This window comes from Sphaerisporangium aureirubrum, assembly GCF_042658925.1.
GTDB lineage: Bacteria > Actinomycetota > Actinomycetes > Streptosporangiales > Streptosporangiaceae > Sphaerisporangium > Sphaerisporangium aureirubrum.
This window is the reverse complement of sequence record NZ_JBHSRF010000010.1, coordinates 42,480-68,122: the sequence shown is the minus strand read 5'-3', so window position 1 is coordinate 68,122 and position 25,643 is coordinate 42,480. Positions and strand designations below refer to the sequence as shown.

The window sequence follows — 25,643 nt, the reverse complement described above, 5'->3', positions numbered from 1 at the left end:
ATAGGAACATTTCTGCACTATTCCAGATTTGGTGCTCTCATGCAGGAATATCTGATCGAGCCGAAAACTGCACGTTACAAATGGCGATTGATCGTTTGGGTGACAAAGGTGAGATTTTCGTTACTTACAGCAATGTGCTGCCTGTGACCAGGAAGAACACCCACACTCCCTGGCTGGCTCCGGGCGCTGCCAGCGACATCTCGCCACGATTCAGGGTAGTAAGGATTTAAGGTGTTTAACTTTTTTCCCGTGGTTTCAGGGAGGCGCGATGCCGACCAGGACGCATCTAGTCAAACTCGCTCAGACGCTGCGGCAGCGCCTGGGAGGACAGCCCTATCTGACCGTCGGCCGCGGTGAGGTGACCGCGTTGTTGCGCGACATCTCCGGGGAACCCACGACAAGGATCAAAGCCGTCATGGGGGCCGACCTCGAAAGGGCTCTGCTGGAGCAGGGGGTCCGCTGCTACCCGGGGCTCGGTCACACCACCGCTCAGGACACCTTGCGGCTCTTCCACGCCGGCGATGTGCTCGCCTGGTTCATCGACATGCTGCTCTATCCCGACTCCGACACGGACGCCCAGTTGAACGCCGTGATGCGGATGCTGCAGATGGCCTCGCCCGAGCTCACCTCGCCTGCGCCGCCTGCCGACGTCCAGGATGTAGTGCCCGCCGTCCAGGATGTAGTGCCCGCCGTCCAGGACACGGTGCCGGTCAGGCCCGGGATCCGTAGAGAGCCGGAGACGCGCTGGGAGGACGGTCATCAGCAGGTGGGGCTCACGGGCTCACGGTTCGAGCGCCCGCCGCGCGCGAAGAGAGCAGGGCAGTTCGTCCCGGAAGACGGAAGATCCTAGCCATGTCCGCCTGACACAAGCAGCACGTCGTCCCGCGTGCCGGTCACGAGGCCGCGCGACGTCGATGCGAACATCCCCCCAGTGAACCGGCCACCCCTTCCTTCAGTGATTCCGCGGCCAAGCAAGAGATCACTGAGTTCAGGGGTGGCCCTTCAGACCTCAACTCGGAAGAGGTCCGAAGTGTCCATGACTTCGACTGTGCAGCCAGAATCGGCGTCCCCGCAAGCGGGAGGGGTGACAATATCCCTCCCTGAGGCAGGCAAGCCTTACTTGAGGGGCCTGCTCGTCCCCTTGTGGTCACCTACCGGATCCACGGCCGGTGACGTGCGATGAACCGTCCATCAGGGCACATCCGCGCGCTCGGCTTCGGCGCCGCCGGACTTGGCGGTCCCGCGCTGGCCTGGCTGGCCCATCCGGTGATGGGCACGGTGCTCGTCTGTGCCTTGATCGGTCTCGTGCTCACCGTCGCCGCCGCGGCGCTGTTCGGATCCAAGGTGATCAGCGAGCGGGCGTTCCGGTTGCTGCGCTGGATCGCCAACCGGCCCGAGCCGATCAGCAGACGCGGGCGCTAGAGGGCGCGGCGGAGCCACTCTTCGACGCCGGAGATGTGGACGGTGGCCCAGGAGCGGGCTATGTCGGGCTGGTGGGTGGCTATGGCCTCGTAGATGGCGAGGTGTTGTTCCTGGGTTTTGGTGGTGGCGCCTTCCTGGGTCAGGCCGCGCCAGATTCTGGCTCTGGTGGTGGGGGCGGAGAGGGTTTCCACGAGGGAGGCCAGGACGGTGTTGCCGGAGCCTATGGCGATTCGCTGGTGGAATTCGAGGTCGTTGGCGACCAGCTCTTCGATGGTGGGGTTCTCCGGGAGGGCGTCGAGGATGGATTTGAGGTCTTTGATGTCCTCGGGGGTCATGGCGGTGGCGGCCAGGGCGGTGGCGGCGGGTTCGAGGATGCGGCGGACCTGGAAGAACTCTAGGACGGTGTCGTCGCGGTGGAAGTCGACGACGAAGGAGAGGGCGTCTAAAAGGAGGCGGGGCTCGAGGCTGGTGACGTAGGTGCCGTCGCCCTGGCGGACGTCGAGGACGTTGATCAGGGAGAGGGCGCGTACGGCCTCGCGCAGGGAGTTGCGGGAGAGGCCGAGGCGTTCGGCCAGGTCGGCCTCCTTGGGGAGCCTGGCGCCCGGGGCCAGCTCGCCGGAGACGATCATTCCTTTGATCTTGTCGATCGCGGCGTCGGTGACCGCCACCTGCACATCACCTCATGAACACTGGTCGCGCACAGACATCCGATGTCTTCGAGTGTAGGGGATCACTGTGACGTGCTTGTGAACCGTGCGTCCTGCGGCGGGCTCAGGAAGGTCTCCAGGCCGTCGAGGAAGCGGGTCAGGCCGAACTCGAAGAGTTTGTCCAGGTCGAAGTCGAAGTCGTCCAGCTGGAGGACGGCCATCAGCGGGCCCGTGGCACCGAGTGTCTCGAAGGCCTGCTCGTGCGACTCCATCCACTCGTCGCTGGTCATCCCGGTCTCGCGTTCCGCGTCCGCCTCGGGTTCGAGGGCCGTGGCGAGGCCGCGGACGTAGCTGAACATCATGATGTGGACGTACATGCGCTCGTGCTGGCCGAGGCCGGTCCCGTCGAACGCGCCGAGCACCCATTCGGTGTGGATCAGGGCGTTCGGGGCGAGCTGGGGGCGGGTGAGGGACATCGCCGGGGCCAGCCACGGGTGGCGGCGGAAGAGCGTCCATTGCAGCCTGGCGCAGAAGGCGAGCCTGGCTCGCCAGCCGTCCGGGCGTGCCGCCGGGAACGGTTCCTCGCCGAGGGCGGCGTCGATCATGAGGAGGACGAGGTCGTCCTTGCCGGGGACGTGGCGGTACAGGGACATCGTGGCCACGCCCAGGGCGGTGGCGATGCGGCGCATGGACAGCTCGGCCATGCCCTCGGCGTCGGCGATGTCGATGGCGGCCCGCACGATGCGCCGGCGGGTGAGGTCGGTGTCGGTTCCCTCGCGGGGGCGGGCCGGGGGTGGTTGCCGGGTCCGGGCGGCGACGACCGTGCCGACACCGGGGTGGACGGTGGTGAGGCCCTCCTGGCGGAGCGTGGCGAGGGCCTTGGTCGCGGTGGCGATGGCGACGCCCCAGTCCTGGGTGATCCTCCGGGCCGACGGGATCCGGTCGCCGGGGCGCAGGTCGCCGGAGGTTATGCGGCGGCGGACGTCGTCGACGATACGGAGGTACGGGGGGTTCTTGTCGGTCACGTCGGCTCCTGGGGTGGCGGCTCTCTGTACTAGTACACCAGAGGTGGCTCCACGGTGAGTCTGCGCACGTCCTGGTGCTATCTGAGATGGGTGTACTAGTACGTTCTGGAGGGTTCTTCATCGGTATTGCGCCTTCCATGAGGGAAATGTAGCTTGTACGCATCGGCGCGTACGCCGTACACAACATCAGGGGGCGTCATGAAGGACAAGACCGTGCTCATTTCCGGCGGCGGGATCGCCGGGCCTGCTCTGGCGTACTGGCTGCGCCGGTACGGCTTCGAGCCGACGATCGTGGAGCGGGCGCCGGCTCCTCGTGCGGGGGGTCACGCGGTCGATTTGCGCGGGGTGGCGCGGGATGTCGTCGAGTGGATGGGGGTGATGCCCGAGGTGCGCCGGGACAGTGTCGACGAGCGTGGGCTCGCGCTTGTCGGCCGGAACGGGCGCCGGTTGGCTTCGCTGCCCGCGGAGGCGTTCGGAGGGGAGGGGATCGTGGCGGAGATCGAGATCATGCGGGGGGATCTGTCGCGGATCTTCTACGACGCCACGCGTGAGGGCGTGGAGTACCTCTTCGGTGATCGGATCGTGTCGCTCACTCAGGGGGAGGACGGGGTCGAGGTCGGCTTCGCGAGCGGGACGGTACGGCGGTTCGGCCTCGTGGTGGGTGCCGACGGGACGCGGTCCGCGGTCCGCAGGCTCGCGTTCGGACCTGAGTCGGAGTACGTGCGGCACCTTGGTGCGTACACCGCGTACTTCACCGTGCCTGATCCGGGCGACCTGGAGAACTGGTTCCTGATGTACAACGCCCCCGGCGGGCTGGTGGCGGGGATACGGCCGGAACGCGGCGGGACGGCCAAGGCCTCGCTCTCCTTCACCTCGGCGCCGTTGGACTACGACCGGCTCGATGCGGTCGAACAGCAGCGGATTCTCGCCGGGAGGATGGCGGAGGCGGGATGGCGCGTTCCCTCACTGCTAGCCGCGATGCCGGCGGCGCGCGACTTCTACTTCGATGAGGTCTGCCAGGTACGTGTGGACCGGTGGTGGCGGGGACGGGTGGCGCTGGTAGGCGACGCCGGTTACTGCGGCTCCCCTCTGACGGGTCTTGGAACCAGCATGTCGATCGTGGGCGCTTACATCCTGGCGGGGGAACTGGCGTCCACTGACGACCACGAGGCGGCGTTCTCCCGCTATCAGGAGGAGATGCGGGACTACGTCGCCGCCGGCATGCAGTTGCCGCCCGGAGGCATCAACGGCTTCGCCCCGCGATCCCAGTTGATGATCTCGCTACGCGCCCTGTCCATGCGCATGATGACACGCTGGCCATTGCGCCGGCTCATAGCCAAGCAGTTCGAGAAGTCGGAAGGCATCGTGCTGAAGTCCTACTCACGACTCCCCTCCGGCCACGCGGACACGGCAAATCGCTGACGGCAGAGCGACCAGCTCCGACGACCGGTATTTCGCTGTGCCGCGCCCCGCCGACCTCGTGCCGGAACGCACACCCATCAAGGGGGACGAGAGCCGGGGATCGTACGGCGGAGTGTGGAACCGGGTCAGGGGGGACCGGAAGGTGTCGCGGTGGAGCATGGTGAGCCCGGCAGGCTCGGGGGTGCGGGGGTGTCCCCCGCATGGGAACAGCCCTTGCGGCTTTCCGCGCGGAGCGCGTCCTCCGCGAGGACCATTTCACTGGCGCTGCACCCACTGCGGGTTGTCCGCCGCAATACGGCGCCGACTTCGCCGCACCATGTCCCGCCGTCTCGGCGCCGGATTAGTGCGTGGCGTGGGGTGCGGGGTGGGGGTGCGCGGGCGGGGGTACGCGCAGGCCGAGGTGTGAGCGGGGAGGCGCGGGCGGTGTGCGCGGGGATGTACTCGGGCCGGGGTACGGGCGGGGGGCGGGGATGTACTCGGGCCGGGTATGCGGGGGGCGTGGGCCGGGGGTGCGCGGGGGGCGTGCGGTGGGGCAGGGGGTGTGGGGGGAGGGAGTGGTCACTCGCTGGGGGCTGCTGGGCTTTGTGTCAGCGGCTGGCCCGATAGGTCTCGTTAGGGGGTGGTGGAGAAGTGGGCGTTGGGGTGGCGGTGGGCTTTGCCTCGGGATTCTAGGGTGCGGAGGTGGGCGGCGGCTTCGCCGGCTGCTAGGCCTCGTTGGATGGGGGTTAGGTCGGGCCAGGGGCGGTTCCAGGTCATTTTTTCGGCTATTTGCCAGATGGTGTGGGGGGTGGGGGTTAGGAGGGCTTCTAGGGTTATCAGTTTTTGTTCGTGGTGCTGGTGGATTTCGGCGGCTCGGGTGGCTACGTCGGGGAAGGTCCACTCGTGGGCGGGGAGGGCTTCGGTGGTGGTGTAGACCGAGAGGCGGTCCAGGGAGGCCAGGTAGTCGGTCAGCGGGTCGGTGTCGGAGCGGTCGTAGGGGTAGATGCCGATGTGGGGGGTTATGCCGGGGAGGACGTGGTCGCCGGTGAACATGCGGTCGGTGTCCTCAAGGTGGAGGCAGAGGTGGCCGGGGGTGTGGCCGGGGGTCCAGATGGCGCGCAGGGGGCGGCCGGGGAGGTCGATCAGGTCGTGGTCCTGGAGTTCCACGTCGGGCTGGGCGGGGGGGATGGGGCGGTCGGCGGTGACCATGGCTTCGGCGTCCGCGCCGGCGCCCGCCTTGCGCATCATCTCGACCTGCAGATGGCGGCCGTCGTCGCCGGCCAGCTCGCGGTAGAGGCGGACCAGATCGGCGTCCGCCTGGTGCATGGCGATCCAGCCGCCGGACTCCTCCCGCACCCGCCCGGCGAGGCCCGCGTGGTCGGGGTGGTAGTGGGTGACGACGACGCCGCGCAGGTCGCTCACGTTCACGCCGACGGTCGCCAGGCCGTCGCGCAGGGCGGTCCAGGCGTCCTCGTGGTTCCAGCCGGCGTCGATCAGCACGATCCCGCCGGGTGACTCGACGGCGTACACCAGCGTGTACCCGAGAGGGTTGCCGGGGATCGGCACGGGGACGCTCCACACCCCGCCGCCGAGGTCGGTGGGACGCTGGTCGCTGTAGGGGCGGCGGCGGGTCTTCACGCGCGCTCGAGGACGGTCGCGGTGGCCAGCGCGCCCCCGGCGCACATGGTCACCAGGGCCGTGGCGGAGCCGGATCTCTCCAGCTCGTGCAGGGCCGTGGTGACCAGCCGGGCGCCGGTGGCCCCGACGGGGTGGCCGAGCGCGATGGCCCCGCCGTTGACGTTGACCAGGTCGAGGTCGGGTGAGTGCACCGAGCTCCACGACAGGACGATCGACGCGAACGCCTCGTTGACCTCGAACACGTCCAGGTCGCTGATCTTCATGCCGGTGGAGTTCAGCACCTTCGCGGTCGCGTCCACCGGGCCGTCCAGGTGGTAGTACGGTTCGGATCCCACCAGCGCCTGCCCGAGGATGCGGGCCCGGGGGCGCAGGCCGTGCCGGGCGGCGGCGGCCTCGCTCATCAGCAGGACGGCCGCGGCGCCGTCGGAGATCTGCGACGAGGTGCCCGCGGTGTGCATGCCCTCCGGACCGAGAACAGGTTTCAGCTGAGCCAGCCCTTCCACGGTCGTCTCGCGCAACCCTTGGTCCCGCAGGACGGTGTGCTCCTCGCCGGTCGGCCCGTCCGGCCCGAGCACGGGGGCGGTGACCGGGATGATCTCGCGGTCGAAGCGCCCGTCCGCCCACGCCTTGGCGGCGAGCCGCTGCGAGCGCGCGCCGAACGCGTCGAGCCGCTCGCGGGTGAGGCCGCGCCGCCGGGCGATGCGCTCGGCGGCGGTGAACTGGTCGGGCAGGTCGATGGACCAGTCGGCGGGCCGGGGGTCGGCGGGCAGTACGTTGCTGCCGAGCGGCTGGCGGCTCATGGACTCGACGCCGCAGGCGACCCCCACCTCGATGACCCCGGCCTGGATCAGCGCCGCGACCAGGTGCACGGCCTGCTGGGACGACCCGCACTGGGCGTCCACGGTGGTCACTCCGGCCTGGTGCGGCAGCCCGGCGTACAGCCAGGCGTGCCGCCCGATGTGCCCGCCCTGCTCGCCCGCCTGGGTGACGCAGCCGGCGAAGACCTGTTCCACGGCGGACGGATCGAGTCCCGACCGGGTGACGACGCCGTTCATGGCCGCGGCGAGCAGCGCCTGGGGCTTGATCCCGGCCAGCACGCCGTTCCGCTTGCCGATCGGCGTGCGGACGGCTTCGACGATCACCGGTGCGCCCATGCGGCTCCTCCACGGTCCGAGACAGGTCCGAACATTGTTCTAGCCCCAGACAGTAACGGGTTACAGTTCGACCGGGAACCCCTGCCTGTCAGGAGCCGAAGTCCGCCAGCAGCCGCTCGGCGACGATCTCGATGCGCTGCTGGATCTGCTCGTACGTGCGCCGCCCGCGCAGCATTTCGAGGAGCTCCTGCACCCAGACCCCGGACACCGAGCTGGCCAGCGTGAACTGCACCTCGTCCGCGGACTCCACGGTGAGCCCGGACACCCGCAGCAGCAGCCCCGCCATGCGGTCGCCGAACGGCGTCTCGACCTCGGCCATGATCAGTGAACGGATCAGCGCGTCGGCCAGCTCGGGCTCGCGCATCAGCCCCCGGGTGGCCCGCATCAGCACGTCGACCGCGCGCCCGGCGGGCGTGGCCGCGCGCGGCGGGCGCCGCTCGATGCTGCTCTCCAGCAGGTCGATCTCTTCGCCGACCACCGCGACGACGAGGTCCATCTTGGAGGGGAAGTAGCGGTACAGCGTGCCGAGCGCCACGCCGGCGCGCTCGGCGACCGTGCGCATCTGCATGGCCTCGACGCCGCCACGCGAGGCGAGGGCCGCCGCGGCCTGGATGATGCGCTTGCGCCGCTGGTGCTGGCTGCGCGTGCGGACGCCCGAGGCGACGTGGGCGGGCGGGGCGGGCTGGGCCGGGGGCACGTCGGGGCGGCCGGCGGGCGCGGCGGTCGCCGTGCCGCCATGCGAGGTGCGCATGAGAACACGTTACCGGATTATCCGCAGGTCGTCCTTGTTACCGGCCGGTCAACATTGAATGCCGTCCTTCCATGACGTTTGTGTTGCGTGGACGTATCCAGGGTGATCTTCGGTAAATGGCTATGGACATAGAATAGAATCTGTTCTAGTTTGCGGCTGACACGCTCATGGGGGTGCTCGATGGATTTCACCCTGGACGAGACCCAGGCCGAGCTGCGCAGCCTGGCCGCGGGCCTGTTCGACCGCGAGGCAGACCCGGCGCGCCTGGCGGGGCACGACGAGAGCGGCCGGCCGTACGACGACGCATTGTGGTCCGCGGTGGCCAAGGCGGGCCTGCTCGGCGCCTGCCTGCCGGAGGAGTCCGGCGGCGCGGGACTCGGCGCCGTCGAGATGGCGGTCGTGCTGCGGGAGGCGGGCGCGCACGTGGCGCCGGTGCCGCTCCAGGACGCCCTGGTCGCCGGCATGGTGGTCGGCCGGTACGGCTCGGCGCCGCAACGCGCCGGCCTGAGCCGCCTGGCCGAGGGCGAGACCGTGCTGACCGCCGCCCCGCTGGAGCCGGGCCGCGACTTCGGCGCCCCGCCCGAGACGGTGGCCCGCCGGACGGACGACGGCTGGCTGCTGTCCGGCCGCAAGTCCATGGTCGGCTACGCCGCCGAGTCCGAGGCGATCCTGGTGCCCGCCCGCACCGAGGACGGCGTCGGCCTGTTCCTGGTACGGCCGCGGGACGCCACGGTGACGGCGGTCCCGACCGCCACCGGCGAGCCCGCCGCCGTGCTGGCCCTGACGGACACCCCCGGCGACCTGGTCGGCGCGGACGACGGCGCGGCGTTCCGCCTGCTGCGGCTGCTGTCCCTGGCGGCCGTCACCGCCACCGCCTCCGGCGTGCTGGCCGGGGCGCTGGAGCTGACCACCACCCACATCAGGACCCGCCAGCAGTTCGGCCGCGTGCTGGCCGAGTTCCAGGCGGTCACCGTGCAGATCGCGGACGTGTACATCGCGGGCCGCGCCCTGGACGTCGCGGTCTGGTCGGGCGCCTGGCGCGTCGACCACGGGCTGGACGCCGAGGCCGAGCTCGACCTGGCGGTGGCCGCGCACACCGTGACCGACAGCGTCATGCTCGCCCTCTACACCTGCCAGCACCTGCACGGCGGCCTCGGCCTGGACGTGACGTACCCGCTGCACCGCTACTTCGCCTGGGGCAAGCACCGGGCCCACCTCCTCGGCGGCGTGGAGGCCCGGCTGGACGCGATCGGAGAGCTGGTCCGATGCTGATCGACCTCACCCCCGACCAGAAGCGGCTCCGTGACGAGCTGCGCGACTACTTCACCACCTGCCTGACCGCGCAGGACCGCGCCCGGCTCGCCGAGGACCCGTTCGGCAAGGCGTACGAGGAGCACTGCCGCAAGCTGGGCAGGGACGGCAAGCTCGGCCTCGGCTGGCCCAAGGAGTACGGCGGCGCCGGCCTCGGCCCGCTGGAGCAGCAGATCTTCGCCAACGAGATCGCCCGGGCGGAGGTGCCGTACCCGATCATCACGCTGCAGACGGTCGGCCCCACGCTCATGCAGTACGGCACGCCCGAGCAGAAGGAGTTCTTCCTCCCGCGCATCCTCGCCGGGGACTGCCACTTCGCCATCGGCTACAGCGAGCCGGGCGCGGGCACCGACCTCGCGTCGCTGCGCACCACGGCGGTGCGCGACGGCGACCACTTCATCGTGAACGGCCAGAAGATCTTCACCTCCGGCGCGCACCACGCCCAGTACATCTGGCTGGCGGCCCGCACCGACCCCGAGGCCAAGAAGCACCGCGGCATCTCGATGATGATCGTGGACACCGCCGACCCCGGGTACTCCTGGACGCCGATCATCACCATGGACGGCCGCCACCACACCAACTCCACGTACTACAGCGACGTGCGGGTGCCGGTGGGCATGCTGGTGGGCGAGGAGAACAAGGGCTGGGACCTCATCGTCAACCAGCTCAACCACGAGCGGGTCACCCTCGGCCCGGCCGGCAACATCGCCCGGGTGCGCGACAGGTTCGCCGGCTGGGCGCGGCGCACCGGCGCGATCGAGGAGCCCGCCGTACGCCGTGCGCTGGCCCGCGTGCACGCCTACTTCCGCACCAACGAGCTGCTGAACTGGCAGGTCGCGGCCAACATGGACCTCGGCTGGCTGGGTGCGCCCGACGCCTCGGCCACCAAGATCTACGGCTCGGAGCGCATGCAGGACGTGGGAAGGATCATGGGGGAGACCGTGGCGCGGTACGGCGACCCGTCCGACCCGGAGACCGCCGCGTTCATGGAGGCGCTGGACCAGGGGGTCAAGGGAGCGATCGTGCTGACCTTCGGCGGGGGTGTCAACGAGGTGCAGCGCGAGCTGATCGCGATGCTCGGCCTCCAGCTGCCCCGCCCGCCGCGCTGAACCACCCTGAACCACGCTGAACCGCAAGGAGGGGACGTGACCACGACGGCGGGATCGGACGTGCACGAACGGCTGGTGGCGCTGGCCGAGCGGATGATCGCCGCGGGGGAGGCGCGCGGCACCGCCGCGGTCGACGCGGTGAACCTGCCGATGATCCGGCACTGGGCCGACGCGATGGGCGACGCCAACCCGTCCTACACCGACGCGAAGTTCGCCGCGTCGGGGACGCACGGCGAGATCGTGGCGCCCCCGGCGATGATCCAGGTGTGGACGATGGCGGGCGTGCGGCAGGCGGAGGCGCAGGAGGAGTCGCCGGTGACCGGCCTGCTGGCCATGCTGGACGGCAACGGGTTCACCGGCGTGGTGGCCACCAACTGCGAGCAGACCTACCACCGCTACCTGCGCCTCGGCGAGCGCGTGGAGCCGTCCACCCGGCTGAGCGCCATGACCGGGCCGAAGACCACCGCGCTCGGCACCGGCTACTTCGTCACCTGGCTGACGACGTGGTACGTCGGCGACGAGCCGGTGGCCGAGATGATGTTCCGGGTACTGAAGTTCCGTCCGTGGGAGGAGAAACCGGCACCCGGCAAGCGCGAGCCTTATCCTCTGCGCCCCGCCGTCAACCGGGACACCGCGTTCTTCTGGGAAGGTGTCAAGGACGGTGAACTGCGGATCCAGAAGTGCGGCGACTGCGGCGAGCTGCGGCACCCGCCCGGCCCGGCCTGCCCCTCCTGCCGTTCGCTCAACCGGACGCACGTCACGGCGGCCGGGGTGGGCGAGGTCTTCAGCTTCGTCGTGCACCACAACCCGCCGGTGCCCGGACCGCGGACCCCCTTCGTGGTGGCGGTCGTCGCGCTGCCGGAAGGTGTGCGAATTGTCGGAAATATCGTTGACTGTCCCCCGGAACAGGTGACGATCGGTATGCCGGTGCGGGTGTCGTACCGCGAGATGGACGACGAGCTGACCCTGCCCATGTGGGCTCCCCGGGAGGCCTGATGCGCACCCTGACCGAAGCGGAGATCCGGATCGGCGCCACGCTGCCGCCGATGAGCGTCGAGCTGACGCCGACCGCCGTCGTCTCCACCGCCCTGGCCACCATGGACTTCACCCCAGTGCACCACGACGTGGCGATCGCCCGGGCCCAGGGCTCCAAGGACATCTTCCTCAACATCCTCACCACCATGGGGCTGGTGGAGCGGTACGTCACCGACTGGGCCGGGCCGCAGGCGCTGATCCGCGGCATCAACGTCCGGCTCGGCGTGCCCGCGTACGCCGGGGACAGGCTGACCTTCACCGGGACGGTCGTCTCCCGCGCGGACGGCGACTTCACCGTCGAGGTGCGCGGCGCGGTCAGCCTCGGCGACCACGCCACCGGCACCGTCCGGTTCCGCCTGCCCCACTGACCGCACAGAACCCGCCCCGGCAGAAAGGCACACCGACGGTGCACTCCCTTTCCGGACGCACGGCGATCGCGGGCATCGGCGCCACCGAGTTCTCCAAGGAGTCGGGCCGCACCGAGCTCCAGCTCGCCGCCGAGGCCGTGTTCGCCGCGCTGGACGACGCCGGGCTGTCCCCGGCCGACGTCGACGGCATGGTGACCTACACGCAGGACGCCAACCAGGAGATCGCCGTCGCCAGGGAGACCGGCATCGGCGACCTGTCGTTCTTCTCCCGGGTCGAGTACGGCGGCGGCGCCGCCTGCGGCACGGTGCTGCACGCCGCGATGGCGGTCGCCACCGGCGCCGCGTCCACGGTGGTGTGCTACCGGGCCTTCAACGAGCGCTCGGGCCGCAGGTTCGGCCAGCCGAACGCCGGGCTCGGCGGCGAGCCGTCCTCGGCCGGCGTCGAGATGAGCTGGCACGTGCCGTACGGCCTGATGACCCCGGCCGCGTGGGTCGCGATGTTCGCCCGCCGGTACATGCACGCCTACGGCGCCACCTCCGAGGACTTCGGGCGGGTCGCGGTGGCCATGCGGCGGCACGCGGCGACCAACCCGGCCGCCTGGTTCCACGGCAGGCCCATCACGCTGGAGGACCACCAGCGATCCAAGTGGATCGTGGAGCCGCTGCACCTGCTGGACTGCTGCCAGGAGAGCGACGGCGCGGTGGCCCTGGTCGTGACGTCGGCGGAGCGGGCCCGCGACCTGCGGCGCTCCCCGGCGGTGATCAGCGCGGCGGCGCAGGGGTCGGGCGCCGGGCAGATGATGATGACGAGCTTCTACCGCGACGACATGACCGGCCTGCCGGAGATGGGGGTGGTCGGCGCCCGGCTGTGGGCGATGTCCGGGATGTCGCCAGCGGACGTGCAGGCCGCCATCCTGTACGACCACTTCACGCCGTTCGTGCTGTGCCAGCTGGAGGAACTGGGGTTCTGCGGCCCTGGCGAGGCGAAGGACTTCATCGCCGACGGCGGCATCGAGATCGACGGCCACCTGCCGGTCAACCCCAACGGCGGCCAGCTCGGCGAGGCGTACATCCACGGCATGAACGGCATCGCCGAGGCCGTCCGCCAGGTGCGCGGCACGTCCGTCAACCAGGTACCGGCCGCCCGCAACGTACTGGTCACCGCCGGAACCGGCGTCCCCACCAGCGGCCTGATCCTCACCGGCGACTGACGTCTTGCCGACGCCATAGCAGCGATAGCCGGCCCTGAACACCCGCATCTTCTTGGGCTTGAGCGGCTCGTGCTCAGCGCATTAGATCTACTCGGGTTAAAGGGACGTGTGCACCACGTAGGGACAGATCGCGCACGCACTTCTGCCGTCCTGATGGAACCAAACGCACGAAGCGCGAATCCCACACCTAGGAAGCGGCTCACTGCCGTCGGCCGGAGGAATCTCGTCCTGTAATCGGCCGACAAGGGCGCAGTGGTCCTCAGCCCAGTTATCGCATGAACGTTGGGCGCACGGCTCCGCGAAACGGAAGCGGGCTTCGGGAGTCCGGCCCTTCCGGGCAGCCTCGACGAAGCCGTCGTCGATCCGTGCCGGGCCGCCCAGGTAACGCACCTTGCCATCCGCGCCGACCAAGCCAATCAGCAGAACTCCATCAATGCATCTGCCACTCGGGCATAGGCGCTCGTGTGCTTGTCCGGACTCAGGTCGCACCAAGGCAGTTTACTTGAGCTCGAATGTAGATTATAGGTACGGCGAATTCGGCGCCATTGTAAGGGGCTTTCGGTCAAGGGGTGACGATGGTGGGGACCGCGAAGAAGACACCCAGGGCGATTGCTACACACAGGATGAAGCCGACCAGCTCCCACAGCCAGTCGTAGTGGTGCTCGCCGACCTTGATCGGCTTGGGCCGCTTGTGCTGCCGGGGTTGCCGGGGCCGCGGCCCCATGGTCCCGCGTGACGACTTCGCCGCCCTGGGCTCCGCCGTGCGGGTCAGCGCCGCGAGCACCGCTCCGCTGTCCGCCTCGGGGACGGTCTCCGAGCCCTCCGGGGCCGTGTCCGGCACGGCCGTGCCGGTGGGTTGTCCGGTGACCGGGGGAGCCCCGGCGTCCGCCACGGGCGGCTGGGGATCCGCCACGGGCGGCTCGGGATCCGACAAGAGGTCCGCGGGCGGTGCGGTCACCGGCTCCGCGGCCCGCGCCGCCACCGGCTCCGCGACACGACCGGTCACCGGGTCCGCGACTCCATCGCTCACCGGCTCGGTGACTCGGTCCGTCGCCGGCTCCGTGACGCGCTCCGGCTTCGTCGCCGGGTCCGTGACCGCCGCGTCGTCCCGGGTGGGCTCCGGCCGGGCGGGGGAGGGGAACGGGGCCACCTTGCGATCAGGTGGCGGGGTCTTGCGCCTGCGGGGTGTATCGGTGACGGGCGATGAGGGGTCGGAAGGTGCGGTGTCCGGGGCCGTGGTGACGTCCAGGACGGGGGCTGCGAGCGGGGGAGCGCCGGCCTCGGTGGCCGTCTCGGGGTCGCGCGGGGCCCCGATGGGCCGTGGGAGCGGTTTGCCGAGGGCGTGGAGGCGGCGGCGTTGCCGGGCCGGGGCGGCGGGGAGCGTGTCGCGCACCTTGGGCAGCGGCTCGGTGGTGGCCTCGTGCCGGGACCTGCGGCCGGGCACGGGCGGGGCCAGCTCGGCGGCCTGCTCGGCGACGGCGGGCTCCGGCTGGGCGGGCGGCGTCACCGGGGGCAGCTTCTTGGGGGGGAAGACGGCGGCGGCGGTGCGCGGGTCGGGCTCGGCCAGGGGCAGCGGCCAGCGGGGCGTGGTGGGCCAGCGGTGGCGGCCGGCGGCGGGCTGGACGGGCTCGTCGGGGAGGCCGCTCAGCACGCGCAGCCGCAGGGCCGCGGGCGGCGGGTGCCAGGGCAGCCGGGCCAGGGCGTCCTCGGGACGGGCGACGGTGAGCGCCTCGTACACCTCGGCCACCGCGGGCGGGAGCCCCCCGGCGGCCAGCGCGGAGTTGACCGAGTGGGCCAGCGACTGCGCGAAGCGGTGGCGGGCGCTCAGCACGAGGTCCTCGGCGGTGTCGGCCGCGACGTCCAGCACCCAGGACAGCTCGGCGGTGTCCAGCCCGCAGACCGCGGACAGCAGCAGCACCTCGCGCTGGTGGGGACGCACCTCGCGCAGCACCCGCTCGATCGTCGCGGTCGGCGGGTCGGCGACAGGGTCGACGAAGGGGAACGCGTAGGCGACGTCCCGCCGATAGATCTCACGGCGGGCCAGCGCGTACAGCGCGGCGCGGGGCGGCTCGACGGCAGGCACGCGCGTGAGCACGGCCACCAGCGCGTTGGCGGCGGAGGCGGTGTCACCGAGCTGGTCGTGGCAGTACGCGAACAGCCCGGCGGCGTGACGGTCGTAGAGCTCGGCGACCACGGCGCCCCGGGGGCGCGGGTCGATGAGCGGTGTGGTCACAACCGGTTCCTCTTGGAATTCTGGTGCGGGGCCGGGGGTTGGGCGTGAGGAGGATGAGACTCGGGAGGTTCAATCATGCCAAGCTCTTGGACCTGACGGCACCAAACGATGCGAGTTTGATAGATATCGCGAAAGCCCAGGGAACTGATCAGCGGAAATCGCAGTGAATAACCGACATGCCCAGATGACCTGGGATTTCAGGTGTAATGCCGGAGATCGTCGTAGTCTGGGGGCGGCGGACGGCAAGTGGACCCGCGGTCCGCGTGTCACCTACGGTGGGGGCTGCCAAGCGGGTGGTAGCCGTCGGCGGCCGACTCGACGATCCCGGGCCAGCCGGTCCCGGCCGAGAAGCACGAGGTCGTGCGTGATCACATTTGAAGGCGTCACCAAGCGTTACGCGGACGGGACGGTGGCGGTCGACGATCTCAGCCTCCAGGTGCCCACCGGGAGCATCACGGTGTTCGTCGGCCCGTCAGGCTGCGGCAAGACCACGTCACTGCGAATGATCAACAGAATGATCGACCCGACCAGCGGGCGCATTCTGCTCGACGAGCAAGATATTCGGCAGATCGATCCCCCCACGCTGCGCCGCGGCATCGGCTATGTCATCCAGCAGGCAGGCCTGTTCCCGCACCGCAAGATCGTGGACAATATCGCCACCGTGCCGTACCTCCTCGGCTGGGACAGGAAAAAGGCCCGCGGGCGCGCCATGGAGCTCATGGAGCGGGTCGGGCTGGACCCCAAGATGGCCGGGCGCTATCCCTTCCAGCTCTCCGGCGGTCAGCAGCAGCGTGTCGGCGTGGCCAGGGCCCTCGCCGCCGACCCGCCCGTCCTGCTGATGGACGAGCCGTTCAGCGCGGTCGACCCCGTGGTGCGGGCCAGCCTCCAGGAGGAGCTGCTGCGGCTGCAGGGCGAGCTGCACAAGACGATCGTGTTCGTGACCCACGACATCGACGAGGCGATCAAGCTCGGCGACACCGTGGCGGTGCTGCGGGTCGGCGGCAAGCTGGCGCAGTTCGCCGATCCGCCCACCCTGCTGACCGAGCCCGCCGACGACTTCGTGGAGGGCTTCCTCGGCAAGGACCGCGGCATCCGGCGGCTGTCGTTCGTCCCGGCCGGCGACCTGGAGGTGCGCGAGGAGCCCGCCGTGCCCGGCTGGACGGTCGTCCTGGACGCCGACCGCCACCCCCTCGGCTGGCGCCCGGACGCGGGCGCAGGCCCCGACGCGCAGACCGACGGGCTCCAGCCGTTCGGCACCTTCGACCTCGGCAAGGACTCCCTGCGGACCGCCCTGGACGCCGCGCTGCTCGCGCCGTCCGGCTGCGCCATCGCGGTGGACGGCGAGGGAAGGTTCGCCGGGATCGTCACCCGGGAGGCGCTGGACCGCGCGCTGGCCAGGGCCTCGGGGGTGGCGGCCCGTGGGTGAGGAGCCGCTGGTCCGCTGGGACTGGATCGGCCGCAACTGGCCGAGCATCCAGTCCCTGCTGGTCGACCACGTGATCATGGCGATCCTGCCGGTGATCCTCGGCCTGCTCATCGCGCTGCCGCTCGGCCTGGCGGGCGCGCGGTGGCGGCTGCTGTACCAGCCGACGGTGAGCCTGATGAACGTCATCTACTCGCTGCCGTCCCTGGCGGTGTTCATCGTGCTGATCCCGCTGACCGGCCTCGCCGAGCGCGCCACGGTGATCATCCCGCTGACGTTCTACTCCCTCGCGGTGCTGATCCCCGCCGTGGTGGACGGCCTGGCGGCGGTACCGGGCCACGTGCGCCAGTCGGCGGTGGCCATGGGCTTCGGGCCGACCAGGCGGCTGCTCCAGGTGGAGCTGCCCATCGCGGTCCCCGTGGTGCTCGCCGGGCTGCGGGTGGCCACGGTGTCCAGCATCAGCCTGGTCAGCGTCGGCGCGCTCATCGGCCGCGGCGGCCTCGGCTACCTGTTCATCGACGGCTGGCAGCGCCAGTTCCCGACCCCCATCGTCGTCGGCATCGTGCTGGTCGTCGTGCTGGCGGTGTTCGCCGACGGTCTCATCGTGCTGGCCCAGCGGCTGCTCACGCCCTGGGCGAGGGCCAGGAGGACCGCGTGAACTGGCTGCTGGACTTCTTCGGGAACTCCGCGAACTGGTCGGGTTCCAGCGGCATCCCCCTGCGGGTGCTGGAGCACATCGAGTTCTCCCTGGCCGCGCTGGCCCTGGCGGCTCTGATCGCGCTGCCCCTCGGCCTGCTGATCGGCCACACCCGCCGCGGCGCACTGCTGGTCGTGGTCGCCGCCAACGCGGCGCGGGCGCTGCCCACCCTCGGCCTGGTGGTGCTGATCGTGCTGCTGGTCGGCGTGGGAACCACCTGGCCGGTGCTGGTCCCGCTGGTCGCGCTGGCGGTCCCGCCGATCCTGGTCAACACCTACGAGGGCATCCGCGGGGTCGACGAGGACCTCCGCGACGCGGCGTACGGCATGGGGCTGCGCGGCGGGCAGGTGCTGCTGCGCGCGCTGGTGCCGGTGGCGCTGCCGCTGATCCTGCTCGGGCTGCGCATCGCCGCGATCCAGGTGGTCGCGACGGCCACCGTGGCGGCGTACGTCGGCCTCGGCGGGCTCGGCCGGTTCATCATCGACGGCCTGGCGACCAAGGACTATCCGAGCACGATCGGGGGAGCGGTGCTCGTGGCCGTGCTGGCGTTGCTCGTGCAGGCGGGTTTCTCGCTCCTGCAGCGGGTGGCCGTCTCCCCAGGCGTCTCCCAGCGGGCACGGGTCCGATAGTCTACAATACCCCCTGGTTTAGAAGGGAATATATTTCGATGAGAAGAACCATAGGCGCCGCGGCGGTCACCCTGGCCGCGGTGTTGACGCTGGGGGCATGCGGCGGGGGTGACCCGCTCACCAACGCCAGCCCCGCCCCGGCACCGACCGCGTCGGGGTCCGGGACCGGCAAGGTGGTGATCGGCTCGGCCAACTTCCCGGAGAACGTGCTGCTCGCCTCGATCTACTCCCAGGCGCTGCAGGCCAAGGGGGTGCCGGTCGAGGAGAAGTTCAACATCGGCAGCCGCGAGGTCATCTTCGGCCAGGTCGTGAACGGCATGCTGACCGTGCTCCCCGAGTACAACGGCGGCCTGCTCAGCTACCTCGACCCCAACAGCACGGGGGCGAGCAAGGACGAGGTCAACGGCGAGCTGAAGGTCAAGATGCCGCCGCAGGTGGAGCTCCTGGACTCCTCCCCCGCGGAGGACAAGGACTCCCTCACGGTGTCCAAGGCGAACGCCGACAAGTACAAGCTGGCCAGCATCGAGGACCTCGCCAAGGTCGCCAAGGACTTCACCGTCGGCGGCCCGCCGGAGTTCAAGAAGCGCCGCGAGGCCCAGTTCAAGGACGTCTACGGCCTGACGTTCAAGGAGTGGAAGCCGACCGGTGAGACCACCGCGGACGCCATCAAGAGCGACGACATCCAGGTGGGCAACGTCTTCACGACCGACCCCAAGATCCTGATCAACGGCCTGGTGCCGCTGCAGGACCCGAAGAACGTGTTCAGCGCGCAGAACGTCACCCCGCTGGTCTTCAAGGCCGGCGTCAACGACACCGTGCGCACCACGCTCAACGCGATCTCCGCCAAGCTGGACACCACCTCCCTGACCGACATGATGAAGCGCGTCGCGGTCGACAAGGACGACCCGCCCGCCGTGGCGAAGGACTGGCTGACCCAGAACGGCCTGCTCTAGACGCCTGATCCAGGCCGAGGGCGCCCTCTCCCCCGTACGGTGGAGGCGGGCGCCCTCGCGCGTCCCCAACCACGAAGAGAGCCCCATGAACGAGTTCACCGAGGCGATGCGGCAGCTCGCCGCCGGGGTGGCGGTGGTGACCGTGCAGGAGGGGCGGGACGACATCGGCACCACCGTCACCACCTTCACCTCGTTGTCGGTGAATCCGCCGATGGTCCTGCTGAGCCTGGACTCGGCGGGCTACCTGTGCGAGGTCATGCTCCGCCAGGACCAGTGGGCGGTGACCCTGCTGTCCGGCACCCAGGCCGTGATCGCCAGCCGCTTCGCCACCCCGGGCCGCCCGAGCGCCCGCCTGCTGGTGGCGGGCGATCCCCACCACCGCGGCGCGCGCACCGGCGCGATGATCATCGACGGCGGCGTGGCCGCCATGGAGGTCGAGACCTCCCGTGTGGTCCCCGGCGGCGACCACACCCTGTTCGTCGCCACCGTCCTCGCCGTCGACTACGTCGACCCGTCCCTGCCCCCTCTGGTCCGCCTGCGCGGGCGCTACCGCGCGTTCGGCTGACAAGGGGCACCCCGGTGCCGGTCCCGATCCGTCGGCTGGCCTTGTCCGGGCCCGCCGATCGGGTGGATCTTTGAGAGATCCGTACCCCGACCGGCGGAGGGCAGTATGGCCGTGACCGTGCCGCACGACCAGTGGACCCTGGCGCGGACCGCGCTGAAGGAGACCGGTGACCGGTTCGCCGACCTGGTGACGGGTGCCTCCGACCCCGGCGCGATGGCGACCAAGGAGTGGACGGTGGCGGAGACCGCCGCGCACGTCGTGGTCATCTCCCGGCTGTACACGGCCATGGTCAGGGCGGACGGCTCGCCGCCGCCGATCGGCGGGCTGGAGGCCGCGTTCGCGCCGGTCACCATCGAGAATATCGGCCTGTTCAACGACCTCTCACTGGAGCGCTTCCCCGAGCGCGTCCCGCGGGTGCTGGCCGCGCGGCTGCGCGACGACATCGCCGAGATCCTGCGGATCACCGCCGACGCCGACCCCGCCACCCCCGTGCCCTGGCTCGGCGGCTCCATCGTGCCGATCGGCGGCCTGCTCGCTCACCTGGTCAACGAGATGCTCCTGCACGGCTGGGACATCGCCTCCGCCGCCGGTTCCCGCTGGCCGATCCCCGCACCCCACGCCGCCCTGTTCTTCAACCTGTTCCTCCTCGGCATGCTGGCCCACGACACCGGCCGCCTCCTGACCCGCCCCGGCCCCCTCTCCCCCCGCCGGATCGCCATCCGCTTCCACTCCCGCCACACCATCCCCGCCACCCTGGTCGTCCAGCACGGCGACGTCACCGCCGAACCCCCCGGCCCCGCCCCCGACGCTCACGTCGCCTTCGCCCCCGCCACCTTGAACCTGATGCTCTTCGGCCGCATCAGCCGCCCCCGCGCCATCCTCACCGGCGGCCTCACCGCCTGGGGCCGCCGCCCCTGGCTCCTGCCGGAGTTCCTGCGCACCGTCCGTGTGCCCACCATCCCGTACGCGAGGGGCTCGGCGGCCGAGGCTCACTGATAGCCGTTGAACCACCCCGGGACGTCCAGGTGGAACAGGGCAGGCGGGGTGACCTGGCGCAGGTCGGACTCCAGGGCGCGGAGGCGGTCCTCGCCGATGGTCTTGGCCCAGGTGGCGCGGAGGTCGTCGAAGATGCGGGCGGAGCGGGCGAGGCAGTCGACGCCGCGTTCGGTGAGGCGGACGGTCTTGCGGCGGGCGTCGTGGGGGTCGCTGCCGCGCTGGACGTAGCCGAGGCGTTCCAGGTTGTCGACGGTCTTGCCGGCGGCCTGTTTGGAGACGCCGAGGGTGCGGCCGAGGTCGGCGGCGGTGGTGCCGCGGATGCCGATGGCCTGCAGGACGAAGCCGTACATGGGGCGCATGTCGGGGTGGCCCTGGCGGGCCAGCTCGGCGTGCAGGTCGTCGATGAGGGTGCGGAAGCCGAGGAAGAGCCGGAGGGGTAGCTCGAAGCCGGGCGGGTCAGTTGACACTATGGACAACCTCGTTCACTATATAGACAACCACATTGTCTATTATTGGAGTCGTGTCCCATGCCTGTGATCCGCCACGCGGACAGCCGCAGAACCGAGACACCCATCGCCGTCATGACGACCTTCGCCTCCCCGCGGCAGGGCGGCGCGGGCATCGCCGTCTGGCGGGTGGACATGCCCGCCGGGCGCTCCGGCCCGCCGCACGCCTTCGACACCGAGCAGGTGTGGACCGTCCTGTCCGGCGCCGCGACGGTGGAGCTGGACGGCGAGACGACCGAGGTGGGTCCGGGCGACACCGTCGTCATGCCCGCCGGGGCACCCCGCCGGGTGCACACGGGGCCCTGCGACCTCACGGCCGTCGTGGCCGCCCCTGCGGGTGGCCGGGCGTACGCCACCCAGGGCGTACTCGACGTCCCCCCGGGCTGCGCCGTCCCGGACGGGGACAAGCTCGTGCCCGCCTGGACGGTCTGACCGGGCCCGCGCGCTGGCGAGCCCGTACGGATCGTCCGGCCGGGCCCGCGCGCCGGCGAGCCCGCACCCGTCCGGATGGTCTGACCGCGTGTCGGCATCGTCGCGTGCCGCGGGGAGGGGCGGGCGCCGGGCTCAGCGGATGGTCCACCAGCCGGGCATCATGAGTGGGCCGTAGCTCGGCAGGCCGAGCTCGGCCGCCAGGCGGGTCAGCGGGCCCCAGGACTCCAGGCGGATACGGGCCAGCGCCGCGGCCTTGTCCTCGCTGGAGTCCGCGGGACGCAGGCGCTCCAGGGGGTGCATGCGGGGGTAGCTGCGCACGGGGGCGTCGGAGGGCAGCTCGGCCCGGCCGCGGGCCAGGGCCAGGGCGTCCTCCAGGCCGCCGAGCTCGTCGACCAGGCCGTGGCCGAACGCGTCCGCGCCGGTCCAGACCCGGCCGCGGGCCAGCTCGTGCGCGCGGTCGCGGTCGATGTTCCTGCCCTGCGCGACCTTGCCCACGAAGTCGTCGTACACCCGGTCGAGCCAGGCGTTGACCCGGGCCCACTGCGGCTCGGAGAACGCCCTGCTCGTGGAGAACATGCCGGAGTTGGCGCCGACGTCCACCGCCTCGGAGGTCACCCCGATGCGCTCCAGCAGGCCCTCCAGCGAGGGCTTGCCGCCGAACACCCCGATCGAGCCGGTCAGCGTGCCGGGCTGGGCGACGATGACGTCCGCGCCCATGGCGACGAAGTAGCCGCCCGACGCGGCGACGTCCCCCATGGAGACGATCACCGGCTTGCCCGCCCGCCGGGCGAGCAGCACCTCACGCCAGATGGCGTCCGAGGCGACGTACGACCCGCCGGGGCTGTCGACCCGGAACACGATGGCCTTGACGTTCTCGTCGCGCCGAGCCGAGCGCAGCGCCGCGCACATGGTGTCCGACCCCATGGCCCCGCCGCCGCCGAGCGGGCTGTGGCCGCTGCGGCCGAGGCGGATCATGCCGGTGCCGTGCACCAGCGCGACCACCTTCTCGCCGGGCCGCGGCAGCTTCTTGCCGATCGGCCCCTTGGCGTACCGGCCGACGTACAGCAGCAGGTCGCCCTCGTCGCGGATCTCCTCGTACACCTCGTCGCGGTAGGCCAGCCGGTCGACCAGGCCGGCCTCGATGGCCTCCGTCCCGATGAACGGCCCCTGGTCGATCAGCGCGCGCACCCGCTCGGCGGGCAGCCCGCGGCCGTCGGCGATCCCGGCGACGATCTGCTCGATGACCGACTCGGCGATCCGCGCCGCGGACTCGCGGTGCGGCTCGGTCATGTGGTCCTTGGTGAACATGTTGGCGGCGGTCTTGTACTCGTGCCGCTGCCCCACCTGGTAGTCGACGCCGAGCTTGGTGAGGGCGTTCTTGATGAAACGCTGTTCGAGCGAGATGCCGGTCAGCCCGACGTCCCCGGACGGCTGGAGGTAGATCTCGCCGAACGCGCTGGCCAGGTAGTACTGCACGGTGCCCGCGCCGAACTCGCCGAACGTCTCGGCGAAGGCGACGGTGCGCTTGCCCGACTCGCGCAGCGCGGTCACCGCGGACCGCAGCTCCTGCACCATGGCCAGTCCGATCGGCTGGCCGCCGATCTTGACGACCAGGCCCTTGACCCTGGGGTCGGTGCGCGCCCGGCGCAGACCCGCGAGGATGTCGGCCAGGCGGGTCTTGCGCATGGACAGCAGTGCGCCTAGTGGATCGGCGGGCGGGCCCTCGATGAGGCCGTCGGTGAGATCGAGCTCGAGGAGCAGGGGAGCGCTGCGCCGCTGCCGGAACCGGTCGACCGTGTCCGTGATCGCCTTTGTCGCGTCCATAGCGACACCCTAGGCGACGATCCGGGGGAAGAGGCGCACGGCGACCGGTCAGTTTCCGCGGGATTCCTCCTGCTCAGCGGTTTCCGCAGGGTCCGCGGCCGGTGCCTCGTCCTGGACCTCCGGCGCGGGCCTGCGCAGCCACAGCGCGCCGAGCGGCGGCACCCGCAGCCGCGCGGAGAACGGCATGCCGTGCCACGGCTCGGCCACCGCCTCCACCGCGCCGAGGTTGCCGATGCCGCTGCCGTGGTAGTCGTAGGCGTCGGTGTTGACCACCTCGTCCCAGCGCCCGCCGGCGGGCAGCCCGATGACGTAGTCCTCGTGCGGCGACCCGGAGAAGTTGGCCACGCAGGCCAGCATCGAGCCGTCCGAGCCGTGGCGCACGAAGGAGAAGACGTTGCCGGAGGCGTCGTCGGCGTCGATCCACTCGAAGCCCTTGGGGGAGTGGTCCTGCGAGTACAGCGCGGGCGTCGCGGCGTACACGTGGTTGAGGTCGCGGACCAGCCGCCGCACCCCCTGGTGGGGCTCGAAGTCGAGCATCCACCAGTCCAGCCCGCGCTCCTCCGACCACTCCAGGCCCTGGGCGAACTCCCCGCCCATGAACAGCAGCTTCTTGCCCGGGTGCGCCCACATGAACGCGAACAGGGCCCGCAGGTTGGCGAACCGCTGCCACTCGTCGCCGGGCATCTTGCCGAGCAGCGAGCCCTTGCCGTGCACCACCTCGTCGTGGGACAAGGGGAGCACGAAGTTCTCCGAGTAGGCGTACATCAGGGAGAACGTCATCTGGTGGTGGTGGTACTGCCGGAACACCGGCTCGTGGTGCAGGTAGGCCAGGGTGTCGTGCATCCAGCCCATGTTCCACTTGAACCCGAACCCGAGCCCCCCGATGTGCACGGGGCGGGACACGCCGGGCCACGCGGTGGACTCCTCGGCGATGGTGACGATGCCGGGCGCCTCGCGGTAGGCGACGGTGTTCATCTCCTTGAGGAACTCGACGGCGTCGAGGTTCTCCCTGCCGCCGTAGACGTTGGGGGTCCACTCGCCCTCGCGGCGGGAGTAGTCCAGGTAGAGCATCGAGGCGACCGCGTCCACCCGCAGGCCGTCGATGTGGAACTCCTTGAGCCAGTACACGGCGTTGGCGACCAGGAAGTTGCGCACCTCACGGCGGCCGAAGTCGAAGATGAGGGTGCCCCACTCGGGGTGCTCGCCCCGCCGGGGATCGGAGTGCTCGTACAGCGGGGTGCCGTCGAACCTGGCCAGCGCCCACTCGTCCTTCGGGAAGTGCGCGGGCACCCAGTCGAGCAGCACGCCGATCCCGGCCTGGTGCAGCCGGTCGACCAGGTGGCGGAACTCGTCGGGCCCGCCGAAACGGGACGTGGGGGCGTAGTAGGAGGTCACCTGGTAGCCCCAGGACCCGCCGAAGGGGTGCTCGGCCACCGGCAGCAGCTCCACGTGGGTGAAGCCCATCTCCTTGACGTACTCGACCAGCTGGTCGGCCAGCTCGCGGTAGGTCAGGCCGGGACGCCACGAGCCGAGGTGCACCTCGTAGGCGGTCATCGGCCCGGCCAGCGCGTCGCGCCCGGCGCGGGCCTCCATCCACTCCTCGTCGGCCCAGGTGTAGTCCGACACGTCCACCACGGACGCGGTCGCGGGGGGCCGCTCGGTGCGGCGGGCCATCGGGTCGGCCTTGGAGCGCCAGACCGAGTCGGCGCCGAGCACGGAGAACTTGTAGTGCTCGCCCGCCCCGACGCCGGGCACGAACAGCTCCCATACCCCCGTGCGGCCGAGGGACCGCATCGGATAGGCGGCGCCGTTCCAGTGGTTGAAGCCGCCCTCCACGCGCACGCCCCGGGCGTTCGGCGCCCAGACGGCGAACGCGGTGCCCTCCACGTCGTCGTGCCGCACGACCCGGGCGCCGAGCACCTCCCAGAGGCGCTCGTGCCGTCCCTCGCCGATCAGGTGGAGGTCGATCTCGCCGAGCGTGGGCCAGTGGCGGTAGGGGTCGCCGGTCTCGACCGGTGGATTGCCGGTGTAGGTGACCCGCAGGCGGTAGGGCGGGACCTTGTCCACGCCGGGCAGGGTGACGGCGAACACGCCGTACGCCTGGTGGGTCATCTCGTGCACGGCGTCGTCCAGCACCAGCTCGACCTTCTCGGCGAGCGGTTTCAGCGCCCGCACGGTGAGGCCCTCGGGGGTGAGGTGCCCGCCCAGGATCGAGTGCGGATCGTGGTGGGCGCCGCCGGCCAGCCGGTTCAGGTCAAGGTCCGCGTTCATCGGATCGCCAATCGCTCCTCAGCACGGTGGTTCGGTCATGTA

24 protein-coding genes are annotated in these 25,643 nt (G+C 70.8%); 15 read left to right on the top strand and 9 right to left on the bottom strand.

Annotated elements, in window-relative coordinates; genetic code table 11:
• The first annotated feature begins 268 nt into the window (after positions 1-268).
• Both ACFP1K_RS10270 and ACFP1K_RS10265 read left to right on the top strand, forming a co-directional pair.
• Entirely contained in the window at positions 269-850 is a 582-nt protein-coding gene (locus ACFP1K_RS10270; RefSeq protein WP_380749666.1) for a hypothetical protein, read from the top strand.
• A 329-nt stretch (positions 851-1,179) separates the two neighbouring features.
• Positions 1,180-1,422, top strand: a complete 243-nt coding sequence (locus tag ACFP1K_RS10265; RefSeq protein ID WP_380749663.1) for a hypothetical protein — start codon at positions 1,180-1,182, stop codon at positions 1,420-1,422.
• Here the strand turns inward: ACFP1K_RS10265 and ACFP1K_RS10260 are convergent.
• Positions 1,419-2,090 (bottom strand): FadR/GntR family transcriptional regulator, encoded by a 672-nt coding sequence (locus ACFP1K_RS10260; RefSeq protein ID WP_380749660.1) that lies wholly within the window; start codon positions 2,088-2,090, stop codon positions 1,419-1,421. The genes ACFP1K_RS10265 and ACFP1K_RS10260 overlap by 4 nt on opposite strands.
• A gap of 62 nt (positions 2,091-2,152) precedes the next feature.
• The gene (locus ACFP1K_RS10255; protein WP_380749657.1) at positions 2,153-3,094 is read right to left on the bottom strand and encodes a TetR/AcrR family transcriptional regulator C-terminal domain-containing protein; all 942 of its coding nucleotides are present in this window, start codon (positions 3,092-3,094) and stop codon (positions 2,153-2,155) included.
• A 198-nt stretch (positions 3,095-3,292) separates the two neighbouring features.
• Here ACFP1K_RS10255 and ACFP1K_RS10250 point away from each other — a divergent pair, with 198 nt between their 5' ends.
• Positions 3,293-4,516, top strand: a complete 1,224-nt coding sequence (locus tag ACFP1K_RS10250; RefSeq protein WP_380749654.1) for an FAD-dependent monooxygenase — start codon at positions 3,293-3,295, stop codon at positions 4,514-4,516.
• Positions 4,517-5,128: 612 nt separating this feature from the next.
• Here ACFP1K_RS10250 and ACFP1K_RS10245 read toward each other — a convergent pair.
• The 3 genes from ACFP1K_RS10245 to ACFP1K_RS10235 form a co-directional block, all read right to left on the bottom strand.
• On the bottom strand, positions 5,129-6,133 hold the full coding sequence (locus ACFP1K_RS10245) for an MBL fold metallo-hydrolase (RefSeq protein WP_380749651.1): 1,005 nt from the start codon (positions 6,131-6,133) through the stop codon (positions 5,129-5,131).
• Positions 6,130-7,287, bottom strand: a complete 1,158-nt coding sequence (locus ACFP1K_RS10240) for a steroid 3-ketoacyl-CoA thiolase (RefSeq protein WP_380749648.1) — start codon at positions 7,285-7,287, stop codon at positions 6,130-6,132. Before ACFP1K_RS10240 ends, ACFP1K_RS10245 begins: the two co-directional genes overlap by 4 nt.
• Positions 7,288-7,375: 88 nt before the next feature.
• The gene (locus ACFP1K_RS10235; RefSeq protein WP_380749642.1) at positions 7,376-8,038 is read right to left on the bottom strand and encodes a TetR family transcriptional regulator; all 663 of its coding nucleotides are present in this window, start codon (positions 8,036-8,038) and stop codon (positions 7,376-7,378) included.
• 180 nt (positions 8,039-8,218) lie between these two features.
• Here ACFP1K_RS10235 and ACFP1K_RS10230 point away from each other — a divergent pair, with 180 nt between their 5' ends.
• Genes ACFP1K_RS10230 through ACFP1K_RS10210 form a run of 5 tightly spaced genes read left to right on the top strand, consistent with a single transcriptional unit; the run spans position 8,219 to position 13,072 of the window.
• The gene (locus tag ACFP1K_RS10230) at positions 8,219-9,310 is read left to right on the top strand and encodes an acyl-CoA dehydrogenase family protein (protein WP_380749638.1); all 1,092 of its coding nucleotides are present in this window, start codon (positions 8,219-8,221) and stop codon (positions 9,308-9,310) included.
• Positions 9,304-10,458 (top strand): acyl-CoA dehydrogenase family protein, encoded by a 1,155-nt coding sequence (locus tag ACFP1K_RS10225; protein WP_380749633.1) that lies wholly within the window; start codon positions 9,304-9,306, stop codon positions 10,456-10,458. Before ACFP1K_RS10230 ends, ACFP1K_RS10225 begins: the two co-directional genes overlap by 7 nt.
• 36 nt (positions 10,459-10,494) lie before the next feature.
• Complete coding sequence (locus ACFP1K_RS10220) at positions 10,495-11,454, top strand: bifunctional MaoC family dehydratase N-terminal/OB-fold nucleic acid binding domain-containing protein (protein WP_380749621.1); 960 nt, start codon at positions 10,495-10,497, stop codon at positions 11,452-11,454.
• Positions 11,454-11,861, top strand: a complete 408-nt coding sequence (locus ACFP1K_RS10215; protein WP_380749618.1) for a MaoC/PaaZ C-terminal domain-containing protein — start codon at positions 11,454-11,456, stop codon at positions 11,859-11,861. The genes ACFP1K_RS10220 and ACFP1K_RS10215 overlap by 1 nt, the downstream gene beginning before the upstream one ends.
• 38 nt (positions 11,862-11,899) lie before the next feature.
• The gene (locus ACFP1K_RS10210; RefSeq protein WP_380749615.1) at positions 11,900-13,072 is read left to right on the top strand and encodes a lipid-transfer protein; all 1,173 of its coding nucleotides are present in this window, start codon (positions 11,900-11,902) and stop codon (positions 13,070-13,072) included.
• Between the two features lie 562 nt (positions 13,073-13,634).
• On the opposite strand, the gene ACFP1K_RS10205 is transcribed toward ACFP1K_RS10210, so the two are convergent.
• Complete coding sequence (locus ACFP1K_RS10205) at positions 13,635-15,305, bottom strand: RNA polymerase sigma factor (RefSeq protein ID WP_380749612.1); 1,671 nt, start codon at positions 15,303-15,305, stop codon at positions 13,635-13,637.
• Between the two features lie 364 nt (positions 15,306-15,669).
• On the opposite strand from ACFP1K_RS10205, the gene ACFP1K_RS10200 reads away from it, so the two are divergent.
• The 6 genes from ACFP1K_RS10200 to ACFP1K_RS10175 all read left to right on the top strand — a co-directional run bounded on the left by ACFP1K_RS10200 (position 15,670) and on the right by ACFP1K_RS10175 (position 20,568).
• Positions 15,670-16,731 (top strand): ABC transporter ATP-binding protein, encoded by a 1,062-nt coding sequence (locus tag ACFP1K_RS10200; protein WP_380749609.1) that lies wholly within the window; start codon positions 15,670-15,672, stop codon positions 16,729-16,731.
• Complete coding sequence (locus ACFP1K_RS10195) at positions 16,724-17,386, top strand: ABC transporter permease (RefSeq protein WP_380749604.1); 663 nt, start codon at positions 16,724-16,726, stop codon at positions 17,384-17,386. The genes ACFP1K_RS10200 and ACFP1K_RS10195 overlap by 8 nt, the downstream gene beginning before the upstream one ends.
• Positions 17,383-18,054, top strand: a complete 672-nt coding sequence (locus ACFP1K_RS10190) for an ABC transporter permease (RefSeq protein ID WP_380749601.1) — start codon at positions 17,383-17,385, stop codon at positions 18,052-18,054. The genes ACFP1K_RS10195 and ACFP1K_RS10190 overlap by 4 nt, the downstream gene beginning before the upstream one ends.
• Before the next feature lie 38 nt (positions 18,055-18,092).
• On the top strand, positions 18,093-19,007 hold the full coding sequence (locus ACFP1K_RS10185) for an ABC transporter substrate-binding protein (protein WP_380749598.1): 915 nt from the start codon (positions 18,093-18,095) through the stop codon (positions 19,005-19,007).
• A gap of 85 nt (positions 19,008-19,092) precedes the next feature.
• Complete coding sequence (locus tag ACFP1K_RS10180) at positions 19,093-19,572, top strand: flavin reductase family protein (RefSeq protein WP_380749595.1); 480 nt, start codon at positions 19,093-19,095, stop codon at positions 19,570-19,572.
• A gap of 105 nt (positions 19,573-19,677) precedes the next feature.
• A complete protein-coding gene (locus ACFP1K_RS10175; protein WP_380749592.1) occupies positions 19,678-20,568 on the top strand; it encodes a maleylpyruvate isomerase family mycothiol-dependent enzyme in 891 nt (296 codons plus the stop codon).
• Here ACFP1K_RS10175 and ACFP1K_RS10170 read toward each other — a convergent pair.
• Complete coding sequence (locus ACFP1K_RS10170) at positions 20,562-21,035, bottom strand: MarR family winged helix-turn-helix transcriptional regulator (protein WP_380749589.1); 474 nt, start codon at positions 21,033-21,035, stop codon at positions 20,562-20,564. The two genes, ACFP1K_RS10175 and ACFP1K_RS10170, sit on opposite strands and share 7 nt — an antisense overlap.
• 60 nt (positions 21,036-21,095) lie before the next feature.
• Here ACFP1K_RS10170 and ACFP1K_RS10165 point away from each other — a divergent pair, with 60 nt between their 5' ends.
• A complete protein-coding gene (locus ACFP1K_RS10165; RefSeq protein ID WP_380749586.1) occupies positions 21,096-21,506 on the top strand; it encodes a cupin domain-containing protein in 411 nt (136 codons plus the stop codon).
• Positions 21,507-21,638: 132 nt separating this feature from the next.
• Here ACFP1K_RS10165 and sppA read toward each other — a convergent pair whose 3' ends face one another.
• Positions 21,639-23,330: a signal peptide peptidase SppA gene (sppA, locus tag ACFP1K_RS10160; protein WP_380749583.1), complete on the bottom strand. Its 1,692-nt coding sequence runs from the start codon at positions 23,328-23,330 to the stop codon at positions 21,639-21,641.
• Between the two features lie 48 nt (positions 23,331-23,378).
• Positions 23,379-25,601: a 1,4-alpha-glucan branching protein GlgB gene (glgB, locus tag ACFP1K_RS10155; RefSeq protein ID WP_380749580.1), complete on the bottom strand. Its 2,223-nt coding sequence runs from the start codon at positions 25,599-25,601 to the stop codon at positions 23,379-23,381.
• Positions 25,602-25,643: the final 42 nt, after the last annotated feature.